Raw genomic sequence first — 20,749 nt, 5'->3', positions numbered from 1 at the left:
TTTGTAAAGACGATGAGGATTTCAGTAATCTATAGTTTACTGCTTGTATGCTGTACATTGGTACCGAACGTTGCATGCGCGCAGGAAAAACCGAAGGCAGAAGTAAAAGTAACAGCAGGATTTGTTGAAGACAGTTTATATATAGGCAAGCCGGTACGGTTCTACCTTACTGCACGCTATCCGCAGAAACTCAACATGGTGTTCCCGGATTCTTCGCATACCTATACTCCATTTGAATTTGAAAGTAAAGATTACTTTGCTACGGATACAGAAGATGGCATCAGCTACGATAGTGTAATATACTACGTGACTACATTTGAAATCGATCGCGAGCAATACCTGAGTCTACCGGTATTTCAGATCAATGAAAAAGACAGCACAACCTTTCAGTCAGAACAAGATACTATTCTCGTTACTCAACTGGTAAATTTCAGTGTCGATACCATTGCCATTGATAAGTTACCAATGAAGTTAAGTGTAGCATATCACGATGTACCCGGACAATTTAACTGGCCTATATTTACGATTGTGGCAGTTTCTATATTGGTGATTGCCCTTATTGTGTTCTTTGTGTTCGGCAAACGTATACGCAGGTACTTCCGCATCAAGAGTATGCTTGAAGCGCACCGTAAGTTTGTTGAAAGCTATACGCGCGAAGTCGGCAATCTTCGCCAGGCTTTTTCTGCCGTTACAACGGAGACGGCCCTGGCGCACTGGAAACTATATATGGAGCAACTCGAAGCACGCCCCTATACCAAACTGACAACACGCGAGGCGCGGAATTTCTTCCAGGATGAAACGCTTATCCGAAATCTCCAGACCATTGACGGAGCTATCTATGGACACAGCGTGAATGTGATCGAACCGTTGGAGAGTCTCAAAGCCGTGGCCGATCAACGCTTCCAAACCAAATTACAGGAGGTAAAACATGGATAAGGATCTTACAGCCTGGTACTCGCTGGATTGGTTTACACCTTCTACACTGCGCTCGTTTACCTGGGAACACCCGCTATTTTTATACCTCATCATTGCTGTGCCGATTTTGTTTATCGTACGGTGGCTACTGCGGTATAGATTTAACCAGAAGTTACCGATTGCCATCACACAGAAAGATCTTCATGTATCGCCTATCAATCTGATAAGGTTACTGCCGGAGATTTTGTTGATGCTGGTGCTCGCCCTGATATTAATGGGACTTGCGCGACCACAAAAAACAAATGAAAAAGTAGAGCAGTGGACAGAGGGTATCGATATCATGATTGCGCTGGATATATCGCAGTCAATGATGATTGAAGACTTTACTCCCAATCGTCTTGAAGCCGCAAAAGAAGTGGCGCGTAATTTTATTAACGGTCGCGTGCAGGATCGGATCGGACTCGTTGTATTTGCCGGAGATGCTTTTTCATTATCACCACTCACAACCGACTATGAGCTGCTTCGCTCCTACCTCGATGATATATCATTCGAAATGATTGAAGCAAAAGGTACTGCTATAGGAAGCGCCATGGCTGTTGTTACCAATCGCATGAGCGAATCCGAAACAAAATCAAAAGTATGTATACTGTTGAGTGATGGCGAGAATACATCGGGTAACATTGACCCGATCACCGCGGCTGAACTCGCCAGTGCATACGGCATCAAGATATATACTATCGTTGTGGGTAAAGAAGGTATGGTTCCGTATGGCAAAGATTTCTTTGGCCGTCCGCAGATGATTGAGAATACCATTGACGAAACCACCATGCGCAAGATGGCCGATATAGGTGGCGGACAATTCTTCCGCGCCACCGACAATCAAGCCCTTGAACAAGTATTTGCCCGCATCAACAAGTACGAAAAAGCCGAAATCAAAGAAACCCGCTTCAAAGACACCTCCGACTATTACGTTATATACCTGCAGTGGGCGATGGGGCTTTTCCTGCTTTGGCTCTTGCTGAAGTCTACTTTTATTACCAACGTCCTGCAAGACTGAGAAAGAGCAGCTAGCCTCTAGCGGCCAGTTTGTTTTGGGTATAGCAGCGTTTGCGTAACTAAGGCGATTGCTATAGCTATAGTTTATATAAGATATAGTATCTATAGACGAAATCCTCCAGCAGCCAGCCACCTGTAGCCTTTTGTATTTCTCGCAGCTCGAAGCTCGCAGCTATTTTCGCGCTATCATCTTCATGCCGTAATCCTGGCCTAAACGAAATCCTCCAGCAGCCAGCAGCTTGAAGCCAGCAGCCCTGCTCTCAATGTGGAATGTTATCAGGAAAAAGAATCAGTCTTCCGGCGAAGATCACCAACACGATGCCTAACACTATATTCATGATGCGGATTACCACGGGGGTCATGAGCAGGCGTAGTTTGTCGGCTAGTTTTGCTTTGATCAGGTCGGTGATGAATACGGTGCCTACAATGGAAGCGAAGAATACAAATGCTTCGTGGTTGGTGTTGTAATTCAGCTGTGTAGTAGCTACACCTACCGTGGCAATCCAGAAGAAGAGTACCATGGGACTAAGTCCGTTGATGATAAATCCTTTTGCTGCCAGTCGCAGCCAGCTGCGGGCTTCTATTTTTTTTGGATCGTAGTGCGCCAGTTTTTTACTCTTGATCAATAAGTAATATAGTCCGAACAAGAGTAATACTATACCACCACCGTATGCAAGGTAGTGTCTGAAATTTTCAGTCTCCATGAACTGGACAAGACCGAGATACGAAACGAATATATAAAGTGCATCGCTGAACGATACACCAATAGCGACAAATACACCGCTTACAAAACCGCGTTCAATGCTGGTTTGAATAATGGTGAAGAATACCGGCCCGATCAAAAATGCGAGTACAATGCCGGATAAGATTCCGTTAAGAACGATTTCCATTCGTGTGATTTTGCAGGAAAGTTTTCCAATCATCCAGCTGTGCATTCTTCATAACACGTGGAAATTTATTTTGCCCTCCTACCTTGCCCTTTGATTCCATCCAGCCATAGAATGTTTTTATCGGCAGTACATCTACCAGCACTTCTTTCAGTGCGGCACTGCGTTCTACAGCATAGTCATCGTTCAACTCTTTTAAATGCAGGTCGATCTTTTCTTTCAGCGCCTTCGGATCCACCTTATCATCGGTACCGATAAACCAGTGGTGTGCAAAAAGTGAATCGTATGGTATACCGGCTACGGTAAATTCAGGAATGTTAATATTAAAGTCGTTAGCTACAAGTTCAATCGCTTTGTTCATGTTATCCACCGAAAGGTGCTCACCACATAAACTCAGGAAGTGTTTGGTACGGCCGGTGATCACGATCTCCATGTCTTCAAGCGAAGTAAATTTGATCACGTCACCAATCAGGTAACGCCATGCACCCGAGCAGGTAGAAAGTAATATAGCATACTCTTTACCTTCCTCCACTTCATCGATCATCAACGTTTCTGCATCCGGGTGTATCTCTCCGTTTGCATCAAAGTTCCTGGCTTCAAACGGTACGAACTCATAGAATATACCATTGTTCAGCACAAGACGCATCGAGCGTTTATTCGGATACGCCTGAAACGCAATGAAGCCTTCCGATGCCAGGTATGTCTCAATGTAAAAAATAGGACGCGCTAGTAATTTTTCAAAACCTTTACGGTATGGATCGAACGATACACCACCGTGTACATATACACGAAGGTTCGGCCATACATCATGTATTGTATTTACACGATGATACTTGATAACCTTCTCCATCAATATCTGTATCCAGGCAGGTACACCCACTATTATACCGATGTCCCATTCAGTTGCCTTACGTGCCATCTCATCGAGCTTGGCGTCCCAGTTACGTGAGCGGGCAATCTTCTTTCCGGGTTTATAAAAATGCTGAAACCAGAATGGCAGACGTGCGGCCTGTATACCGCTTAAGTCTCCTTCAAATACACTTCCTTTTCTGTTCAGGTGCGTGCTTCCACCGAGCATTAATATACCTGCTTCAAAGATTTCCGGATCGAGATCGTATTTGGAAAGTGTCAGGATCTGGCGCACACTCGTCTTGCGAATAGCCTGCGTCATGTCCTTGGTAACAGGTATATATTTGGAGGATGCTTCTGAAGTTCCGGAGCTTAACGCAAAGTATTTTACGCGGCCCGGCCAGCATACATTCTTTATACCTTTTAACGCGAGCTTCCACCAGTCACTATATATTTTGTTATAGTTGTGGATGGGCACATGACTCTTGTAACGCTTGTAAAATTCCTTATCGCCTTTGCGGAAGCCGTGCAGGATGTCCGAAAAATTATAGTACTTGCCAAACTCGGTCTGACTGGCCGTGATCAGGAGTTCCTTCAATTCTTTCTTCTGAAGATCGTATGGCGAGGTATACTCCTGCTCCAGCATCTCACGAATTCGAATTCCTTTTTTCAGCAACGTTCCGAGGATCGCCATATTTTTGCGTTAGCTTTGGTGGATTAAAAGGCAAAAATAGGAATGAATTAAACCATTCACAAAGCCGATGTAACAAACGATCATTATACGAACAAAGCCCATACACTTTAGCAGTGCCCATGAGTATAAAAAATAACCTTCAGTTCTTTCTTCAGAATTTGCCTCCTGATTGTCAGTTGATTGCAGTAAGTAAAACAAAACCTGCGGAGGCCATCCAGGAAGCGTACGATGCCGGACAACGTGTATTCGGTGAAAACAAAGTGCAGGAGCTTGTGCCTAAATATGAAGCCTTACCCAAAGACATTCAATGGCACCTGATCGGTCATTTGCAGAGCAACAAAGTAAAGTACATCGCACCGTTTGTTCACCTGATACATTCTATTGACAGTTTCAAACTTCTGGAAGAGGTAAACAAGCAAGCCGTAAAAGCAGACCGCACCATTGCCTGTCTTTTACAACTGCACATTGCTGAAGAGGAAACGAAGTTCGGTTTTTCAGAAGACGAAGTAACCGACTTGCTGGCTTCTGCTGAATTGCAAAAACTCACCAACATTCATATAGCAGGATTGATGGGCATGGCTACATTTACCGAAGACCTGGAGCAGATACGCAGGGAGTTTCGCGGGTTGCGCGGACTATATGAGCGACTCAAGGCATCATCACTCCCACCGAATGTAATGATGCGTCACCTGTCCATGGGCATGAGCAGCGATTACCGCATTGCCCTTGAAGAAGGCAGCACGATGATACGCGTAGGCACGGCTATATTTGGCGACAGGAAGTACGATCAATAGTATATATAGTATAGGAATTTCATTACGTATAGTTTCATGAATCGACGAATAACTTTAATTACGGCTTCGGTTTTGGGAGCACTTGCTGTATCCATCGGGGCGTTTGGTGCCCATGCCTTAAAACCAACGCTGATACAAGCTGGTAAACTAGAAGTATTTGAACTGGCTACGCGATATCAGTTCTATCACACACTGGCATTACTGGCCGTAGGTATTCTGCAGAAATTTATCTTCGATAAGAAACTGGAATATGCTTCGCTGTTCCTGCTGATCGGCACCGTGCTTTTCTGCGGAAGCCTATATTTACTTTGCTTTATAAAGCTCGGTGGTGTAGGACTTATTACACCGATCGGAGGCGTATTTCTGATACTCGGGTGGGTATTTTTATTACTCGGTGTAGCAAAAAAATAAAGGTCTCTCGCGAGACCTTTATCTTAATTTTTTTCAGAGAAAGCTTATTGAGGCTGCTCTTTCTTTTCAACTACCTGCGTAGTGAAAGATATCTTCGCTTCATCAGCGTTTGCTGCGTTTGAAACGATCGTAACGACTTTATCCTGACGGCCGATTTTACCTGCGCTGTTGAAAGCTATTGTAATTTCGCCTTTACCTCCTGGTTGAATCGGATCACGTGGCCATCCTTTTGGCGTAGTACAACCGCATGTTACCTGTACGTTGGTAATGATCAAAGGCTCAGTTCCGGTATTCGTGAATTTGAAAACCTGCTCTACTTTATCGCCCTGAACGATCTGACCGAAATCATGTGACTTCTTCTCGAATGCTATAACCGGTCCGTTAACTTTTGCAGACTGGGCAAAAGCACCAACGGCCAAACCCAGCACAACCACTAATAACAAGTACTTCTTCATATCTTAGTTTTTTTACAAATTTAAACACTTCGAATCAACAATTTTGCCAGAAAAAGCGAAATTTCTGACATGCCTTGTGTGACTTTATTTGAATATGCGAATTAACTAAACATGTAACCGGAATGGACGCAGAAATCGCCAGAGTTTATGGAAACCGTGTCAGAATAAGAGTTTGCGGGTTATGCTGGCACACCGATAAATTGTTAATGGTAAACCACAAGTCCTTGAATGAAAGCGATTTCTGGGCTCCGCCGGGAGGAGGTGTCGAGTTTGGCGAATCACTCGAAGAATCGCTCAAGCGTGAGTTCCAGGAGGAAACCGGTCTCATTATTAAGCCGGGCAAGTTCATTTTCGGTTGTGAGTATATAAATGCCCCGCTGCATTCTATCGAATTATTTTTCGAAGCCTCCCGACTTTCCGGAGAATTGCAGACGGGTAAAGATCCGGAGCTGCCCATCATACAGGGAGCCGCATTCTTTACGATACGTGAAATACTTTCCATGCCACAAGAGCAGGTACATGGTATATTCCGATTGATTCGCGATGCGAACGACATCCGCACGCTTAATGGATTTTACAGGCTTTAATAGGTGTTCTGTACAATCTGTTTTGTGATTTACCCGCTAAAATCTTTATTATTGCAGAGAACCCGGAACTTTTAGTTTTTTTATAAAAGGTGGTTCGCCCTTGGTCTAACTTACAAGCGGAAAACAGTATATACTTTGCAAACAACCACGCTCAACTATAAGCTCATCAAGAAAGTACGGGATGAACGTTTCGATGAAGAGTTTATTCATCAATACCACTTGTTAATTCATCTTGGCACACGTGATTTTCAGTTGTGTGTGATCGATCCGCAGGAAAACCGGGTACTTTTGCTGGAAGATTTTGTTCTTCCGAACCTGGCTTCCCACCAGGAATTACTATATCTGCTCGACCAGCTTTTCGATTCGCATGCTTTGCTGAAGGCAGGCTTCTGGAAGAAAATCAGTATATCACTCAAGAGTCAGAAATTTGTACAGGTACCCCAGGCACTCTTCGCAGAAGAAGCGATGGCCGATTACCTGAAGTTCAATGCGCACGTAGATCCGCAGAAAGAAGATTTCCTTTCTACGGTAAATCCTACCACGCAGGCCGTAACGGTTTTTGCTGTTAACAAAGACCTGAAGAACTGGCTGGATGGTTTATATCCGAATAACAAACCGGTATTTACCCATCAGTCGGCAGCATTGATCGAAGGCACCCTTCAGGCTTCCATGCTGCGCGAAGATAACCCCCTATATATATATGTAGACCGGTTCAAGCTGCACATTCTCTCCTGCAGAGATGGCAAGCTCATTTACTACAACCAGTTTGCTATTAAGGAATTTTCAGATTACGTAAAGTATATCATGCTGGTGATGAAGTCGCTCAACATGAACCAGCAAACCAGCCAGGTTGTGTTGTGGGGATATATAGGCAAGAACTCGCCTCACTACCACGAACTATATAAGTATATAAACAATGTGATCTTTGGTAACAGACCTGCCAACCTGGCCTTCAGCTATGGGTTTGACGAATTGCAGGACCACCACTTCTTCGATTTATACAGCATCTACCTGATGGAGTAAAACCATGAGTAAACGTATTGCACTCTTTCCCGGCTCGTTTGATCCATTTACAAAAGGGCATGAAGATATAGTATTGCGCGGACTGCAAGTGTTTGACGAGATCATTGTTGCCATCGGGCACAATCCTGCGAAGAGCAATCGCTACTTCCCGATCGAGAAAATGATCGGCTACATCGAGCAGACCTTTGAAAAATACCCGGCTATAAAAGTGATCACGTACTCGGAACTGACGGCTACCTATGCCCGCAAGCAAGGTGCTCAATTTCTGCTGCGCGGTTTACGCAACACCACCGACTTTGAATACGAGAACAGTATATCGCAGGTAAACCGTAAGCTATACGAAGACCTGGAATCTGTATTTCTGATCACCACGCCTCAACTCGCATGGATCAGCTCTTCTATCGTACGCGAAGTACATAAGTATGACGGAGATGTTTCGCAGTTCCTCCCCTATAAACTTTAGCAGGTATATACATCCCATAAAATAAAAAATCCAGAGTGAATGCCCTGGATTTTTTATTTATAGCTATAGTAATTTCTACCGTGCTGATTTCAATTCTGTTTTTTCGTAATACCGTTCGATAACGTAGCTGATGGATTTATAGGAGTGCTCCAGTGCATGGTATACTTCCTTCCGGTTCATCCAGCGAACTTCTTCTATATCCTCCTCCACTGCGGGGCGCATGCGTGAGTCGTCTATCAGGTCCATGATATACCAGCGGGTCTTTTTCATCATGGCATTTTTATTCATGGTATAGGTATGCCACGTAGTGCATACTTTTCTTCCCAGTCGTACGGAAATGTTACATTCCTCCTGCACTTCGCGTACAGCCGTTTCTTTATAGCGTTCGCCTTTTTCCTTCTTGCCTTTCGGCAGATCCCACTTCTTCATCCGGTAAATCATCAGGAACTTGTCTTTCTTACGGATAACACCACCGGCAGCCTTTATAACTTTAAACTTGCTGCGCAGGTGATTTCGGATCAGAAGATAATCGGTCACTGAAAGCAAAATCGACAGTACCCCGGTAGGAACTTTAGAGTCGAGAAAGCCCAAAATGGTATCTATCTCGGCAGTGCCTACATTTTTGATCCACACATGATGAATCAGACTGGCTTGTGTTACCGGAGTTATGGCAGCATCCACCGTATGGTTAATACGACCTGTGTCGGGCGTTTCAGTGGATTTCAGAATTCTGACTGGAATGTCGTTGATAAAAATGATCATACCGTACAATTTTACGCCCTCACCATGCCCGCAAAAGAATAAATTATTTGGAAGCTGGCAAGGGGTTTCAGAAAAGATTTTTAAACAATGGCTTCTGGATGGAATAGAAGCAAAAAATATTTTTGCAACACTACGCGACAGGTGCTGTATTCTCCCTGATTCAAAATTTTAGTGATAACTTTCGAGACTATGCCTATTTTAAAAGTACAGGAACAAACCGCTGGCAAAGTAGCTTCCATGCTGCTGCAAATTCAAGCCATTAAACTCAACACTCAAAAACCTTTCACGTGGGCTTCCGGATGGAAATCACCTATCTATTGTGATAACAGGTTGTCACTCTCCTACCCTGAAGTACGAACTGCTGTGCGCGATGGTCTGGTACAAGCCATCCGCGAAAACTATCCGGCTGTTGAAGCTATCGCCGGTGTTGCCACGGCAGGTATCGCACAAGGTGCATTGGTTGCCGAAGCAATGAATCTTCCTTTCCTATATGTACGGCCCAAGCCGAAAGATCACGGTATGGAAAATCTGATCGAAGGGAAAGTTACGAAAGACCAGAAAGTAGTGGTGATCGAAGACCTCGTGTCTACCGGAGGCAGTTCACTCAAAGCCGTACAGGCATTGCGTGAAGCAGGCTTCAATGTATTGGGGATGGTTTCCATTTTCAACTACGGCTTTGATATAGCAACCCGTAATTTTTACGAAGCCAACACATCGCTGGTAAGTCTCAGCGACTACAACTATTTGATCAACTATGCCCTCGACCAAAAGTATATCACCAACGACCAACTCGTTTCCCTGAAAGCCTGGCGCGTGGATCCTTCGAGCTGGAAACCGTGAATTAGCGGCGAGCTTTGAGGAATGGTTGCTGGCTTCTGGCAACAAGCTGCCGGAAGACAATCTGTATAAGTAGCTTCGAGGTGCCAGCTGCGAGTTTTGAGTTTTTGAGAGACACTATATATAGCAGTTGCTGTCTGCTGGCAGCAAGCTGCCAGCAGACAAATCGCTTTTCAACGATACACCTATATATAGCGTTGGTTAATTTTCAGACACCTATATCGCGTTCGTGATAAACACATTTTCAATTACAGACCAACCAACATAAACACATACACACATAAACACCTAAACACATTGACCACCACATTCTCACCCACTGCTACGATCGAAGCGAAGGCGACTCCCTTCCCCACATTCGCCAGTACCTCGAGTGTCGTGGTGGTCGGAGCGGGTGCGTTTGGGGGGTGGTCTGCGCTATATCTTCTGCGGCAGGGGTATAATGTTACGTTGGTGGATGCGTGGGGGCCGGGTAATTCACGGGCAAGTTCGGGGGATGAGACGCGTGTGATTCGATCCACCTACGGTGCCAATGAAGTATACTTTGATTTAAACGTTCGGGCGCTCAGCTTATGGAAAGAGAATGAAAAGTTGTTCAATAAAAAACTCTTTCATAACTCCGGTGTACTCTGGTTTTGCTACGAAGAAAAAACTCCACTCGTAGATGATTCCATTCCTTTTGCGCAAAAGCATGCGATGGAATATGAACGTCTTTCTCTGGCAGAACTTAAGAAGAGATTTCCGATTATATATACCGATGATCTTCATCACGCCTACTTTGATCCGTATGGCGGCTATCTGAAAGCACGCGAGTCTTGTCAGGCGGTACAGGAGCAATTTGTCAGAGAAGGCGGGAACTATATACAGGCACAGGCTACTCCCGGAACTATAGATCAACAGCAACTGGATTCTGTAAAATTATCGGATGGACGATCGCTGCAGGCAGATGTATACCTGTTTGCGTGTGGATCGTGGCTAGGGAAAATATTCCCGGATATACTTAGCAATGTTATCACCTGCACCAAACAGGAAGTATACTATTTTGGTGTACCGGCAGAGTATGCATCTATATATGACAACTTTCCGGTGTGGGTTGATGTTGATGGTAAAGATTTTTATTACGGTATAGCCGGCAATGCTCATCGTGGCTTCAAGATCGGTGTAGATATACGCGGTGCTATATTTGATCCTTCAAAGAGTGAACGAAGCATAACACCTGAAGCGCTCGCGAAAGCACGTGCATTTATCTCGCATCGTTTTCCGGGATTGAAGAATGCTCCGCTTACCGAGAGTCGCATTTGCCCCTATGAAAATTCACCGGATGGTAATCTCATCTTTGAAGTACATCCACATGCTTCTAATATAGTATTGCTGGGTGGAGGCTCTGGTCATGGTTTTAAACATGGTCCGGCTTTAGGCGAATTGGTTGCAAATACATTTGCGGGTAAAGCTGCGCCTCCGGATATATTCCGAAGTGCTCTGAAATAAAAAATCACAAAACCCGGAGTATATATACCGGATTTTGTGATCAGGCGTCTGGTTGTAGATATATCTTATGGATTAGCCGGAGCAGGTCCGCTTTCCAAAAACGAAGTCGTTATATCGTTCAGCACTTTTACTTTGTGACTGAAATCTCCTTTAATCTGCTCGCGTATCTTGTGCATATTGTTAAGCAGATCGTTGGTATCATCCGGCAGTGCTTCCTCCAGGTATTCGCGTATACGCTTGGACATTGTTGGCGATTTACCATTGGTGGATACGCCTATTTTTAAATTACCTTTTGTGACTACCGATCCAAGGTAGAAGTCACACAGATCTGGTGTATCCGCTACGTTGATCAGCAGCTTGCGCGTTCTGGCAAACTTGCGGATCGTTTCATGAAGCTGGCGGTTATCCGTAGCCAGTATCACGAGATCTTTATCCCATAAATCCCACAACTTAAAATTGCGTTCCTCCCATTTGACGTGCTCATGTTTTCGTGCAAGTTCCTTTATCGGTTCCTGGATGGTGCGTGCTACGACTGTTACGTTAGCAGCAGGACTGTTCTTTAACACTGCAGTGAGTTTTTCTAACCCAACATTTCCGCCCCCTACAATAAGGGTGCTCAGTGATTCAAGTTTCAGGAAAACGGGAAAAAGGTTGTTGCGTTCCATGGCATTTTTAACTGTTAGAAGTAAGACAATTGTTGTTAGACATTATTTTATTTTTTTGGATTTTATATTCTTTATACGTTTCACACACCGCCCCGGATATACTATATATCTATAGTTGTGTGTTAGCTGATTTTATTTCTTAAGCAATGGATTTGGTAGCGACCACAACCTTTTCAAGCGCCTGTGCATAACGCACTACTTCGCCTACAATGATAATGGCCGGTGAACCTATACCACTGGCCTGAGCCTGTTCTGCTATAGAGTGAACGGTGCCGATAACACTCTTCTGCGAAGGCAATGATCCGTTTTGTACAACTGCCACAGGTATATCTGCTTTTCCGTGATCTGCGAAAGCCTGCATAATCTCCGGGAGTTTATTCAGTCCCATGAGTATAACTATCGTAGCCGTTGATTGTGCAGCCAATGCTATATCTGCAGAGATCGCTCCCGTTTTTGTTGTGCCGGTAACTACCCAGAAACTTTCACTGATGCCGCGCGCGGTTACTGGTATCTTTAAACTTGCCGGTACGGCTACAGCACTGCTTATACCAGGCACTACATCCGTATGTACTCCGTGTGCTTCGGCATATTCTATTTCTTCGGAGCCTCTTCCAAATACGAATGGGTCGCCACCTTTTAACCGTACTACGTGTCCATAGCGATACGCGAAGTCCACAATCAGTTCGTTGATCTCCTCCTGTTTATAGGAATGTTCTCCGGCACGTTTGCCCACGGAAAAAGCAGGAACACCTTTCGGTATCCACTCGAGTATATCTGCAGAAACCAATGCATCGTATAATACTACATCTGCTTTCTTCAGCACATTAATAGCCTTTATGGTGATGAGTTCAGCATCACCAGGTCCGGCTCCTACGAGTGTAAGACGCGGTTCTTTTTCTATGATGGAGATCGTGTCGATCATTTTGCAACTACCTCATTCGTTACAGCTCCACGATATGCTACTATATCTTTCAGGAATTTTTTAGAATCTTCGAGATACGCTATCGCAAACTCTTCAGTTGGTTCACTCTTATTGATGCGCAGTACGAACTCGCGGAAGTTTGCTGCCAGCGGGAAGTTACCAGTATCCACAAAGTGAGTCTGAAAATCATTCAACACTTGTATTTGTGTGCTTGGTTTTACATCGCGTGTCAGCAACATGGCTTTTGCGGTGTTAATGAATGCGCTATAGCTATGGTATATAGAGTCAGCATACTGCGCATTGCGCAGTGCTTCTTTCGACCATTCCAGTTTTTCTTCTGATTCGTAAAACAGCGTTGCTACCAGGTCTATAATCACACCGGCACACTCCCCTACTGCTGTATGCAGAATAAAATTATGCTCTTCACCCCAGTCGATATAGTCTGAAGGCTCAACGGTTGTTAAATCACCAAGAGGTTTCAACAACGCATAGAAATGATTTCTTCCAAGACGTTTGAAGTAATCGTGATAGTACTCGCCATCCTGACTGTTCGTTTCATAATCATCAAACAGTATACGCAACGCCTGCGGTCCGCGCTTGCTTGGTATCTTCAGGATCTTGTCGGAAATTATACCTTCACCATCTTTCAGTTTACCACCACCGAGTAAAACTACCAATGCCGGTAATACTTTTCCCTGCTTGTCTTTTATAGTACTTCCGTGCAGACCTATACCGGCTAATCCATGCTGACCGCACGAGTTCGGACATCCGCTGATTTTGATTTTGATATCGGTATTGAATACCATGTCCGGATATTCTTCGCGAATCACTTTCTCCAGCGCCAGCGATACATGGGTACTATCGGATATAGCGAGGTTACACGATTCCGTTCCCGGGCAAGCCGTTATATCAGCAACACTGTCGAAACCAGGTTCTGCCAACGCAAGTTTATCCAGTGCTACATATAAATGCTTCAATGCTTCCGGACGTACATAGCGAAGGAGATAGCCCTGGTTTACGGTGATGCGTAATTCCGTTGCTGCATACAGATCCACTATATCGGCAAAGCTTCTTGTTAATGTAGACGACATGTTGCCCAGCGGAAGTTTTACATATACTCCATAAAAGCCGTCTTGTTTTTGTTTGAACACGTTGGTTTTATACCAGCGCTCATATTTAGCAGGGTCCGCTATAGCAGGTTCTGCTGTCGGTATAGATTCCGGTAATACTGGTTCCGGCAATACATTCAGGTTGATCGGGTATTGCTGCACTTTCAAAGCACGTCTCTCCTCTTCTACCAGTGCCATGATCTTTTCAAGACCGAAGTCATCGAGTAAAAATTTAAAACGTGCTTTCATTCTGCGCGTACGCTCACCGTAGCGATCAAACACGCGCAGTACTGCTTCGGTAAATGGAATTACCTGATCTTCTTCCAGAAACTCATATGCAACCAGCGCGAGGTATGGATTTGCTCCAAGACCTCCACCGATCATTACTTTAAAGCCGCGCTTTCCATCTACGATCTTAGGAATGAAACCGAGATCGTGAATGAAACTAAACGCAGTATCATCTTCACTGGATGAAAAAGATATTTTGAATTTGCGTCCCATCTCCTGGCAGACCGGGTTGCGCAGGAAGTAACGGAAAGTTTCATACGCATGGGGTGATACATCAAATGGTTCTTTCGGATCTATACCGGCAAGATCAGATGCTGTAACGTTACGCACGGTGTTACCGCAGGCTTCGCGTGTTGTGATATCATCTTTCTCAAGTTTAGCCCACAGCTCAGGCGTACGGTCCAGGCTCACAAAGTGAATCTGTATATCCTGGCGTGTTGTAGCATGCAGATTTTTGCTGGCATACTCGTCTGATATATCTGCAATTCTGCGAAGTTGTTTTGTGGTAACACGCCCGAGCGGGAGTTTAATGCGGATCATTTGTACACCCGACTGACGTTGTCCATATATACCCCGGGCCAATCGGAGGCTGCGGAACTTATCATCATCAATCTTTCCCTCACGGAACAGACGGATTTTCTTTTCAAGGTCAAGAATATCCCGTGCTACTACCGGATTGTTCAAATCTTCAAGTTCTGTACGAAAGCTTTGCATATGCCTAAGGGCTGTTTGTTCGGTTACACTTTAAAATAAAAGAGCCTTTCCTGATTCGCAGGAAAGGCCCGGTATGTCTTTTTAATTTATTCTTCTATAAGAAGAGACCATTACGCGTCCATTTTTCCTGCATCCAGCAGATGTTTACAGCAACACTTCTTTGTTGCATACATCTTAATCTGTTTACAAGTGGTGGTTGTGAACATGGTCATTAATCTACCACTAAAGTAGGGTATGTGATTTCAAAAACAAACCAAATCACGGAAAAAATTAAAATTCATTCTGTGAATGGTTAGTAACGGCCTGTTACCGGCCGGAAAAATCAAGCAGATAATATACCGGCAAAAGCCCGTAACTCATTAACTATTAATGTACAACAATGAAAAATCAGCTTCTCAGCTCGGCATCGAGGCGATTGCTGATGAAGGTGCGTTCGTGTTGAGGGTAATTGGCTGTCTTCTCTTTCGCCTGCGTGTTCATGCGGGCGAGCTCTTCCACTTCGTGCACGCCAAACTGGTGTTCCTCCACTTTCAGCAAATTATCGTAAGGACCTTTGTTGGAGATGAGCTTGACAAAAACAGGCGCTGTTTCAATCGCGATGAACAGGAACATGATAAACCAATGTGCCCACGCCATAGCACTGCTCTGCTCGGTAAGACGGCTCATAGCTTCCATGCGGGCAGCGGGGCCATTGAGTCTTCCCTTTTCCAAAGCTGCCATGGCCTGCGCCTGCAGTGAATCATTATAGGCCAGACTCTTTTCGTATACCTGTATACGCGCGTGGTTTCGCTCGGTAATAGCGAGGAGCTCAGCCTCGGCAGCATCAGCGTCTGCTTTCTTTACCTTATATATAGGTCCAAGATTTTTCTTTTTACTTCCACCCGTTCCATCGGCTTCTTCGCGGGCAATGCGCACCAGGTCATCGCGCTTTGTTGCTTTCAAGGCAATCTCCTGTTGTAAACCTTCTATCGCGGTTTTGAGACTATCGTGTGTGCCCTGAAAACGGAATCGTACCTGCGCTTCCTGCTCGCTATATTTCTGTTGCTCCATAACAATCAGTTCAGGCTCGATCTCTTTTTCAAAGATCTTCAGCTCCAGCGGCTTCGCAATTACTACCGAAATCAAAATGGCGAGCAGTATGCGGGGTGTTGCAATCAATAATTCTTTCGCAGTCTTCCCTTCCTTGCGCATGCTGGAAACTATATAGCGGTCGAGGTTGAAGATCATCAATCCCCACAGTATACCAAAACCTACGGCAGCCCACACACTATCAAAGATAGTGTAGAGTGCGTACGCGCCCGATAATGCAGCAAAGAATCCCGTAAAGAAAATGGTTGCTCCTATACCAGCGTATTTACTGGTTTCAGAAGGACACTTTTTCAGTATAGACATATCTGCACCGGAGCAGCGCAGGAAGAAGGTAGTTAACTTTTGCATGTACACTTTAACGCGATCAGGATATTGAATATTGTTACTGCCGAAGTCAATAAATATGCCATTGACAGAAACTCTTTTTAAAAAAGATCAGCGAGGGTGCAAAGATAAAAATTGTACATATGTGAACATGTAGCTGTACGGATTTTCATGCAAAGAAAGTTCACCTATATACTACACACGTATCATGTTAATGTTATACCTGACGTTTTTTAATTTCCCGCGTCCGGCTTTTCATAAGCGAAATTATATCTTCTTCAGAAGCGAACATGCCGTGAATGTTTACCACCCGCTTGGCGAGTTTCTTATAATCTTTATTCATAAGATACCACCACACGTGCAGAAAATGAATTCCCTCAAAGATCAAAGCTTTGTTTGTAGCATATACCTGCAAATTGGTTTGAAGATGTTCCGGATGAAGTGTCCAGTGCATGGCAGGCTGAATGTGGTGACTGATGTGATAACCATCGTTCCAGCACTTATGATTATAGGGAGTGTTAATGCATGTTATGCTGTTCTTATAAAAATTTCCCGGATCACTCTCTTCAATAAACGAGTGTTGTGCCCAGTTTCCTACCATCATTATAATTCTCGAAATAAGAAGTGGTAATAAAAATACCATGACAGTAGCCTGCCAGCTTATGATGCATAGTAAGGCGCACATACCAAAGAAAGCAAGCTCGCCCCGAATTACCCGGTTGCGTAATTTTAACTGGCTTCGCTCATTAAAATACCAGGCGAGTGTAGGTATAACGGTAAAAAAGAATCGGCTGAAGTAAAGAAGAAAGTGCCGGAAGCTATCGCGTTGATAGTGCATGGTTGAACTCAAATCTTCTTCCAGATTATTCTCACGATGATGCATGGCCAGGTGATGACTCGCATACGTTTCTGGCGTCTGACCAAAAAAAGGACTGATGATCCAAGGGAGATAAGAATTCAACCAGGCGTATTGCTGATTGAAAAACGGTCGGTGACTGGTGCAGTGAAGCATGAGTCCGAAGGGTCCTTTGAATACAAAGTTGTTAAGAATGAAATATAGTACAGCAAGCGACCACCACAGCCAGCCGGTAACAAACGGCATATATAGCAGCACCGCTACCGGCAACATAATGAGGGTTATTCGAAGGGTGAGATACACAAACGGTAAATCCCGTTCATCTTTTATTTTCCGAAGCCAATACCGATCTATAGATGTATAAGTTGGCGATGATGAGAATACGGGATCCCCTAACGCAATGCTTGACACTGGTTTCATATATCTTTCCGTAGTAATTTCTATACCATTGAAATTAAAGGTAACGATACATTCTCAAGTTCTACTACGAATGCCTGTTACCCCTTTTTTCAGAATGTATGAATTCTTCAAATAGGGTAATTTTTTACTCGTTATTTCAACGAAGCGATCTACCTTGCTACCGTTGATCGATATTATTGTTGCGTTTTTCGGATATCTTTAATTTTATTGCTTTAAAAATACCTTTAGACGAACACATTTGAATATAAGCTGTGGCATATATTTTTAACTCAAGTCATGTGCTATTTTGATAGCATAGTAATCTATATCAAAATTGAAAACCTCGTTAAATCCCCCTATTATCATCATTGATGACGATGAAGATGATCACTATTTCTTTAAAAAAATCTTTCAGAAGCTTAATACGTTAAACGAACTTATCTTTTTTAGTAATGGCCATGCAGCGCTGGAGTTTTTAAAAACTACAGAGGTTACTCCGTTCCTGGTGTTGTGCGATATAAATATGCCGCTGATGAATGGTTTGGAACTGCGCAGGCATATCAATGAAAATGCCGAATTTCAAGGCAAGAACATTCCCTTTATATTCTTCTCCACCGCGGCCAGCCGCGACCAGGTACAGGCTGCGTATGATTTAAATGTACAGGGGTTCTTTCTGAAAGGCCAAAGCTTCGATGAGATTGAAGTAACGTTGAAGTCTATATTAGACTATTGGAAGCTTTGTAAATTCCCATACGCGTAAAAGCAACAAACCCCAGCCATAACGGCCGGGGAATGTGTTCACAGGTTTAGGTAATTAAGTTAACAGAGTATCTTCCTTAGCGCAGGAACAACAACTCTCTGTATTTTACCAATGGCCAATCTTCATTGTCCACCAGCAACTCGAGTTTGTCAACAGCATCGCGGATGCTTTCAAAGTATTTCTCTTTGATCTCATCGCAGTATGCTATAGCGCGCTTGTGTGTATCGGTAATTTTGTTGATACGCTTGCGATCTTCGACCATAGCGCGTACACCATTCTTGATGGTATCGATATGACCCGAGATTTCGCGGATGGTTTGAACTACAGCAGTGTTATCCACACCAAGTCCTTTCAGACCGTTAGCGTTTTCAATCAGTTTTGTCTGGTAAGCAATCGCAGTCGGAACGATGTGGTTCATCGCCAGGTCACCCATCACACGTGCTTCAATTTGTACACGCTTGATATAGGCTTCCAGTCGGATCTCAACACGAGCTTCCGTTTCTTTGTGTGACATTACACCGTGCTTCTCAAACAATTCAAGGGATTGCTTAGTGAGGTAAGCATCCAGCGCACGAGGTGTATTTTTAACGTTACCCAGTTTACGCCTCGCAGCTTCTGCTACCCATTCATCAGAGTATCCGTCTCCTTCGAAACGAATATCTTTCGATTCTTTAATATACTCACGCAGTACATTTACAATCGCCAGGCGTTTCTCTTCGCCTTTCTCGATTTGTTTTGATACGGCTGCAAAGAACTGATCAAGCTGTTCTGCCACGATCGTGTTCAGGGCGGTCATTGCCACTGCACAGTTATCGCTTCCACCTACTGCGCGGAATTCAAATTTATTTCCGGTAAAGGCAAATGGTGAAGTACGGTTACGATCGGTAGCATCCAGGATGATTTCCGGAATCTGATCGATACCAAGCTTCATATACATGTTATCGCCTTTCTCGATTTTTACATTTCCTTTTTTCTCAAGCTCATCCAATACAGCAGTCATCTGTGAACCGATGAACGTTGACATGATAGCAGGAGGAGCTTCGTTCGCGCCAAGACGGAAATCGTTCGCTGCTGTTGCTATACTTGCACGCAACAGATCTCCATAAGCATGTACTGCTTTGATGGTAGTTACGAAGAACGTGAGGAACATGAGGTTATCGCGGGCACTGCTGGTAGGTGCGTACAGGTTTACACCTGTATCGGTGATCAATGACCAGTTGTTGTGTTTACCGCTTCCGTTCAAACCTGCGAAAGGTTTTTCATGGAATATAACTCTCAGGTTATGTTTATCGGCTACGCGTCCCATCACATCCATCATCAACTGGTTGTGATCGTTCGCTACGTTAACTTCTTCAAATAAAGGAGCAACCTCAAACTGGCTCGGAGCAACTTCGTTGTGACGCGTGCGTACCGGTATACCAAGTTTCCATGCTTCGATTTCAAAATCTTTCATGAAATCATAAACACGCGAAGGGATTGATCCGAAATAGTGATCTTCCATTTGCTGTCCACGGGCAGGAGCATGTCCGAATACAGAACGGCCAGCCATTACCAGGTCAGGACGAGCATCGAAAAGAGCTTTATCAACAATAAAGTATTCCTGTTCAGCACCGAGTGATGCTACAACGTGTTGAATATCTTTATCGAACAGTTGGCAAACTTTAGTAGCTGCTATATCAACTGCTTTCAATGCTTTTAACAGAGGTGCTTTTGTATCCAGTGTTTCTCCCGTATAGGAAACAAATACAGTAGGTATACAAAGCGTGCGACCGTATACAAACATAGGAGATGTAGGATCCCATGCAGTATAACCGCGAGCCTCAAATGTACTGCGGATACCACCGCTTGGGAAAGACGATGCATCAGGCTCTTGCTGAACCAGCTCGCTTCCTTTGAAACGTTCAATGCCGGCAAGTGCATCGAAGAATGAATCATGCTTCTCAGCCGTTCCGCCCGTCATGGGTTGGAACCAGTGAGTGAAGTGCGTTGCGCCCTTGGCAATAGCCCAGGATTTCGCTGCAGATGCTACTGCATCGGCCGTAACTTCATCAATTTTTTCGTGGTTTTTGATTGCCTGACTTACCTTCTTGTAAAGGCCTGGGGCCAGGGTAGCGCGCATTTGCTCAGGGCCATACACATTTTCTCCAAAAAACTTGGAGACATTGGTGCTGGGCAGATCAGCATGCACACGCGTACGTTCGCTCAATTTCTTCAGAGCTTCAAATCGTAGTTGCGCCATAGGTGGTCGAATTTTTTGTTGTAGTTGTTCAAATCTATCGGATTTTTTGAGACAGGCATTAAAAAATACCCATAATTTTAACTTTTTGTTAAGAACACGTTTGCAGCTGGTTATTTTTCAAAGCAGGACTATGAAATTTTGAATTTCTGATTTATCCGTGCGT

At 44.2% G+C, this 20,749-nt stretch carries 20 protein-coding genes; 10 read left to right on the top strand and 10 right to left on the bottom strand.

Features of this window, described 5'->3' with window-relative positions:
• Window positions 1–12: 12 nt before the first annotated feature.
• Both ACFQ21_RS16440 and ACFQ21_RS16435 read left to right on the top strand, forming a co-directional pair.
• Complete coding sequence (locus ACFQ21_RS16440; protein WP_377580370.1) at window positions 13–936, top strand: hypothetical protein; 924 nt, start codon at window positions 13–15, stop codon at window positions 934–936.
• Window positions 929–1,972: a vWA domain-containing protein gene (locus ACFQ21_RS16435; RefSeq protein WP_377580369.1), complete on the top strand. Its 1,044-nt coding sequence runs from the start codon at window positions 929–931 to the stop codon at window positions 1,970–1,972. Before ACFQ21_RS16440 ends, ACFQ21_RS16435 begins: the two co-directional genes overlap by 8 nt.
• 259 nt (window positions 1,973–2,231) lie before the next feature.
• Here ACFQ21_RS16435 and ACFQ21_RS16430 read toward each other — a convergent pair whose 3' ends face one another.
• Both ACFQ21_RS16430 and ACFQ21_RS16425 read right to left on the bottom strand, forming a co-directional pair.
• Window positions 2,232–2,861: a LysE family translocator gene (locus ACFQ21_RS16430; protein ID WP_377580368.1), complete on the bottom strand. Its 630-nt coding sequence runs from the start codon at window positions 2,859–2,861 to the stop codon at window positions 2,232–2,234.
• Entirely contained in the window at window positions 2,845–4,401 is a 1,557-nt protein-coding gene (locus ACFQ21_RS16425; RefSeq protein WP_377580367.1) for a GH3 family domain-containing protein, read from the bottom strand. The genes ACFQ21_RS16430 and ACFQ21_RS16425 overlap by 17 nt, the downstream gene beginning before the upstream one ends.
• 119 nt (window positions 4,402–4,520) lie before the next feature.
• On the opposite strand from ACFQ21_RS16425, the gene ACFQ21_RS16420 reads away from it, so the two are divergent.
• Both ACFQ21_RS16420 and ACFQ21_RS16415 read left to right on the top strand, forming a co-directional pair.
• Window positions 4,521–5,195 carry a YggS family pyridoxal phosphate-dependent enzyme gene (locus tag ACFQ21_RS16420; RefSeq protein WP_377580366.1) on the top strand — a complete coding sequence of 225 codons (675 nt, stop codon included), beginning with the start codon at window positions 4,521–4,523 and terminating at the stop codon, window positions 5,193–5,195.
• Between the two features lie 36 nt (window positions 5,196–5,231).
• A complete protein-coding gene (locus tag ACFQ21_RS16415; protein WP_377580365.1) occupies window positions 5,232–5,606 on the top strand; it encodes a DUF423 domain-containing protein in 375 nt (124 codons plus the stop codon).
• Between the two features lie 44 nt (window positions 5,607–5,650).
• Here the strand turns inward: ACFQ21_RS16415 and ACFQ21_RS16410 are convergent, their stop codons facing one another.
• Complete coding sequence (locus ACFQ21_RS16410; protein ID WP_377580364.1) at window positions 5,651–6,061, bottom strand: DUF1573 domain-containing protein; 411 nt, start codon at window positions 6,059–6,061, stop codon at window positions 5,651–5,653.
• A gap of 122 nt (window positions 6,062–6,183) precedes the next feature.
• Between ACFQ21_RS16410 and ACFQ21_RS16405 the strand changes: the two genes are divergently transcribed.
• The 3 genes from ACFQ21_RS16405 to coaD all read left to right on the top strand — a co-directional run bounded on the left by ACFQ21_RS16405 (window position 6,184) and on the right by coaD (window position 8,134).
• The gene (locus ACFQ21_RS16405; RefSeq protein WP_377580363.1) at window positions 6,184–6,648 is read left to right on the top strand and encodes an NUDIX domain-containing protein; all 465 of its coding nucleotides are present in this window, start codon (window positions 6,184–6,186) and stop codon (window positions 6,646–6,648) included.
• A gap of 135 nt (window positions 6,649–6,783) precedes the next feature.
• Window positions 6,784–7,671 (top strand): DUF3822 family protein, encoded by an 888-nt coding sequence (locus ACFQ21_RS16400; RefSeq protein ID WP_377580362.1) that lies wholly within the window; start codon window positions 6,784–6,786, stop codon window positions 7,669–7,671.
• A gap of 4 nt (window positions 7,672–7,675) precedes the next feature.
• Window positions 7,676–8,134 carry a pantetheine-phosphate adenylyltransferase gene (gene coaD, locus ACFQ21_RS16395; protein ID WP_377580361.1) on the top strand — a complete coding sequence of 153 codons (459 nt, stop codon included), beginning with the start codon at window positions 7,676–7,678 and terminating at the stop codon, window positions 8,132–8,134.
• Between the two features lie 75 nt (window positions 8,135–8,209).
• Here coaD and ACFQ21_RS16390 read toward each other — a convergent pair whose 3' ends face one another.
• Window positions 8,210–8,896, bottom strand: coding sequence for an NUDIX hydrolase (locus tag ACFQ21_RS16390; RefSeq protein ID WP_377580360.1), 687 nt, complete (start codon window positions 8,894–8,896; stop codon window positions 8,210–8,212).
• 189 nt (window positions 8,897–9,085) lie between these two features.
• Between ACFQ21_RS16390 and pyrE the strand changes: the two genes are divergently transcribed.
• Window positions 9,086–9,736: an orotate phosphoribosyltransferase gene (pyrE, locus tag ACFQ21_RS16385; RefSeq protein WP_377580359.1), complete on the top strand. Its 651-nt coding sequence runs from the start codon at window positions 9,086–9,088 to the stop codon at window positions 9,734–9,736.
• Between the two features lie 294 nt (window positions 9,737–10,030).
• The gene (locus tag ACFQ21_RS16380; RefSeq protein WP_377580358.1) at window positions 10,031–11,221 is read left to right on the top strand and encodes an NAD(P)/FAD-dependent oxidoreductase; all 1,191 of its coding nucleotides are present in this window, start codon (window positions 10,031–10,033) and stop codon (window positions 11,219–11,221) included.
• Window positions 11,222–11,286: 65 nt separating this feature from the next.
• Here ACFQ21_RS16380 and ACFQ21_RS16375 read toward each other — a convergent pair whose 3' ends face one another.
• From ACFQ21_RS16375 to ACFQ21_RS16355, 5 genes are all read right to left on the bottom strand, one after another.
• Window positions 11,287–11,886, bottom strand: coding sequence for a precorrin-2 dehydrogenase/sirohydrochlorin ferrochelatase family protein (locus tag ACFQ21_RS16375; RefSeq protein ID WP_377580357.1), 600 nt, complete (start codon window positions 11,884–11,886; stop codon window positions 11,287–11,289).
• A gap of 139 nt (window positions 11,887–12,025) precedes the next feature.
• Window positions 12,026–12,808 (bottom strand): uroporphyrinogen-III C-methyltransferase, encoded by a 783-nt coding sequence (gene cobA, locus ACFQ21_RS16370; protein WP_377580356.1) that lies wholly within the window; start codon window positions 12,806–12,808, stop codon window positions 12,026–12,028.
• On the bottom strand, window positions 12,805–14,919 hold the full coding sequence (locus ACFQ21_RS16365; RefSeq protein ID WP_377580355.1) for a nitrite reductase: 2,115 nt from the start codon (window positions 14,917–14,919) through the stop codon (window positions 12,805–12,807). Before ACFQ21_RS16365 ends, cobA begins: the two co-directional genes overlap by 4 nt.
• 387 nt (window positions 14,920–15,306) lie before the next feature.
• The gene (locus ACFQ21_RS16360) at window positions 15,307–16,356 is read right to left on the bottom strand and encodes a DUF4407 domain-containing protein (protein WP_377580354.1); all 1,050 of its coding nucleotides are present in this window, start codon (window positions 16,354–16,356) and stop codon (window positions 15,307–15,309) included.
• Between the two features lie 193 nt (window positions 16,357–16,549).
• Window positions 16,550–17,608, bottom strand: coding sequence for a fatty acid desaturase family protein (locus tag ACFQ21_RS16355; RefSeq protein WP_377580353.1), 1,059 nt, complete (start codon window positions 17,606–17,608; stop codon window positions 16,550–16,552).
• 313 nt (window positions 17,609–17,921) lie between these two features.
• Between ACFQ21_RS16355 and ACFQ21_RS16350 the strand changes: the two genes are divergently transcribed.
• Complete coding sequence (locus tag ACFQ21_RS16350; RefSeq protein WP_377580352.1) at window positions 17,922–18,347, top strand: response regulator; 426 nt, start codon at window positions 17,922–17,924, stop codon at window positions 18,345–18,347.
• A gap of 76 nt (window positions 18,348–18,423) precedes the next feature.
• On the opposite strand, the gene ACFQ21_RS16345 is transcribed toward ACFQ21_RS16350, so the two are convergent.
• On the bottom strand, window positions 18,424–20,586 hold the full coding sequence (locus ACFQ21_RS16345; RefSeq protein ID WP_377580351.1) for a glutamine synthetase III family protein: 2,163 nt from the start codon (window positions 20,584–20,586) through the stop codon (window positions 18,424–18,426).
• Between the last annotated feature and the right edge of the window lie 163 nt (window positions 20,587–20,749).

Origin of the sequence: Ohtaekwangia kribbensis (genome assembly GCF_042676245.1) — a bacterium.
GTDB lineage: Bacteria > Bacteroidota > Bacteroidia > Cytophagales > Cyclobacteriaceae > Ohtaekwangia > Ohtaekwangia kribbensis.
Note: the sequence above shows the minus strand (reverse complement) of the source record. Positions and strands in the feature narration are given on the sequence as shown.